The sequence below is a fragment of the Mesorhizobium comanense genome (genome assembly GCF_005503535.1).
GTDB lineage: Bacteria > Pseudomonadota > Alphaproteobacteria > Rhizobiales > Rhizobiaceae > Mesorhizobium > Mesorhizobium comanense.
The window spans coordinates 1-2,565 of the sequence record NZ_SCNN01000069.1 but is presented as its reverse complement, the minus strand read 5'-3'; the positions used below and the strand labels follow the sequence as shown (position 1 = coordinate 2,565).

The 2,565-nt window shown below is 50.5% G+C and carries 3 protein-coding genes; all 3 read right to left on the bottom strand.

What is annotated here, in order from left to right; translation table 11 throughout:
• Nucleotides 1–49: 49 nt before the first annotated feature.
• From FFS37_RS35610 to FFS37_RS35600, 3 genes are read right to left on the bottom strand one after another with little or no spacing between them, the layout of a single operon-like run.
• Nucleotides 50–1,093 (bottom strand): beta/alpha barrel domain-containing protein, encoded by a 1,044-nt coding sequence (locus tag FFS37_RS35610; RefSeq protein WP_137935554.1) that lies wholly within the window; start codon nucleotides 1,091–1,093, stop codon nucleotides 50–52.
• On the bottom strand, nucleotides 1,062–1,415 hold the full coding sequence (locus FFS37_RS35605; protein ID WP_137935553.1) for a MazG nucleotide pyrophosphohydrolase domain-containing protein: 354 nt from the start codon (nucleotides 1,413–1,415) through the stop codon (nucleotides 1,062–1,064). The genes FFS37_RS35610 and FFS37_RS35605 overlap by 32 nt, the downstream gene beginning before the upstream one ends.
• A gap of 1 nt (nucleotide 1,416) precedes the next feature.
• Nucleotides 1,417–2,193, bottom strand: coding sequence for a dCTP deaminase domain-containing protein (locus FFS37_RS35600; protein WP_137935552.1), 777 nt, complete (start codon nucleotides 2,191–2,193; stop codon nucleotides 1,417–1,419).
• Nucleotides 2,194–2,565: the final 372 nt, after the last annotated feature.

Genomic DNA, 2,565 nt, shown 5'->3' with positions numbered 1-2,565 from the left:
GCCAAGGTTGGCGGGGGGGTGAGGGGGCGATTGCCGACCCTGAGCCGTGCTAGTCCGCTTTATTAGTTGCTGAGGCACGTTTGCCAAGCTGCCTTAATTGAGCTTCGGGCCACCTCGCACAAATGAGATGGCTGCCCCCGCGTGAATAGTAGTGGCATTTGTTGTGATTTCTGCAACCGTCGTGCGGTTCTTGTAAAAACCTCGGATTAGCAATGAGATCTCGGCATATCCCTGCGTGCATATTGGATGGGATGCTAGCCCAATCTTGGCTCATCGCACGTCCAGAAAGAATAAAAGAGCGGTATGGATGCCGTAACGCCAACGCCACACTTTCTTGTATGCGATGAGTGATAATATCTGGCCGTGAAGGATAAATTAAACGCTTATCAATATTGTAAAACCCCGATGATATGTCTACGAAATCAAATGGTAACTTTGAGATAGTATCTTGGAATACCTCAGAACCTGAACTGTCAAAATCCGAATCGCCGGTTCTTAGTGAGATACGGATCGATGTTTCGACACCCTCATGTCTCAGCCGCTCTGCGAGCAACCCCAACCGATCGAGCGCACTATTGGCGGCACAATTGATGCGGTGATCAACCAGAAGGCTGAGCAGATAGCCATGCGCCGCATGGATTTGGATGTGACCAAAGCCATGCCGAATGGCCATGTTTGACGCCAGATCAAAAGAGTCGAGCACAGCAGCCATGCTATCCGAATCCATGGACCTGACCATACATCGCGCTAAAGGAATGAACTTATTCGCTTCCCCCGTTAGGAATTTTCGTGCGCCGACATAGCCTTCCCACGTGGTAGCCAGTTGAATGCCGGGCAGCGTGCCTTGTGCTCGGATTGTGGATGCAAGATCGGCCCAAACAGGATCAGTAGTAAGGGCGGGGGTTACATCATTGCTAGCGAATCCACCCGGCACAACTACGTTTCCAACGATCGCGCAATAGAGGCTAGATGAGCTTCGACCCCTGTAAAATTCCAAGAAGCGATTGTCGGGCTTTCCGCCCGTAACAAGCCCAGTATTTACCGCGAGAAGAAAAACAAGCCTATCGCTCAAGGTAACGGTATCGCTCTTCATTGATTTTCATTTTACCGAGAACGTCTTTTTCAAGATCACCATCAAGTATTGTTGACAATCTAAATAGATATATCGCCACGTCTGCAAGCTCAGATCTCAGGCGCGGCGCGGCCTCTGAGAGACTAGGGCCGACGTACCCCATGGTTGACAGCGCTAGACCAACTTTCTTCAATAAGTCGGCAAATTCACCTGCTTCTCCAATCAAGCCAACCAGGTCACGCATAAGTTGATCATGCCGTTCAGAGTCGCTCCCGAACCTCACCGGAAAGCCTCGACGCTCATCCGCATCAATTTGTTTTTTTATAAGTGCCGAAAGTTCCACTTTAGCCATTCCTTCGACGGAAGTTGATGAACAAGGCAGCAAGGCCGATTATAGCGCTTGCAATCAGGTTACCTACAATACCATAAAAATTATCCTCCATCTTTCCACCGATAGCAAATAAAGACGCTGCGTTGATAATTATTGCCAGGAATATTCCAGCGTTTGTCCAAATTTGTGTGTTCTCTACCCGACGTATAGCCGTTCTCGTTGCTGAAGGAAGTAGTGCGAATGCTTCTTCTTTCTCCGATCGCACGCGAGGATCTTTGGCTACATCACTATGCTCTTTCTGCAAGTGAGTTTTGATGGGCCAGATTCCGACCTGAAACCCATGCTGACCTTGGTACAAGTGTTCGGCAGCAGTCGAAAGCCGCGTGAAATCTGCCTTTGCTATCGGTTCACCTTGGGGGAGTTCTACATATTTATCACTGATGTTCTGGGTTACGATCCCCAGATTTCCGCTGAAACCGGGGTCTGCGTAGGTCGCAACTGGGCTTAGCCCTACGCTAAACAATGAGCCCTTGCTTACCACACGCACCAGAATGTTGGGAGGAACGTCGAGATCTTCAGCCGTGATGAGCACAACACGATGCCCCGGCTTAATAAGCACCACCTGACCTGGCGTTAGGGCAATTCGCTTCCCACCCTCGGTCAAATCGTAATATACCGTACCCATCCGCAGTTCGTAGCAAGCCCCTGCAAGTCCGCGTAGGTCGGCGTTGCGAACCAGCCTTTGTGCTTGGATTTCCGTCGCAATATCAACATCGCTAAGTGTCGTCATTTAACCCCACCCTCAGAAGGCGCTAAGATGGTAGCGCCAAATTATTGCTAAGTACCTGTTCCTCCCGTTGGTGCCTAACTGGCCAAGGGAGACCAATAGGTATGTTCGAGACGGCGTGATTTCAATTTGGTGGCAGCGATTAGAGACCTGCCATTCGACCTCACAATTTCCTCCTCACACTCCCAGCGTAGGCTCCGTATTCACCTCCAGCGCCCCCTTCCGCCTTGTCCCAAAGCGAAGATTGGGCCGCCCGCCAAACCCTAAGAGCCTGAATCAAAAAGAATGGTTTGATATCAAGCTCTTGCGAGCCTGCGTGTGAGCAGGCGAATGTGGGCGACGTATATCCAGGCTTCTGCAGAAGCGATGGATTTC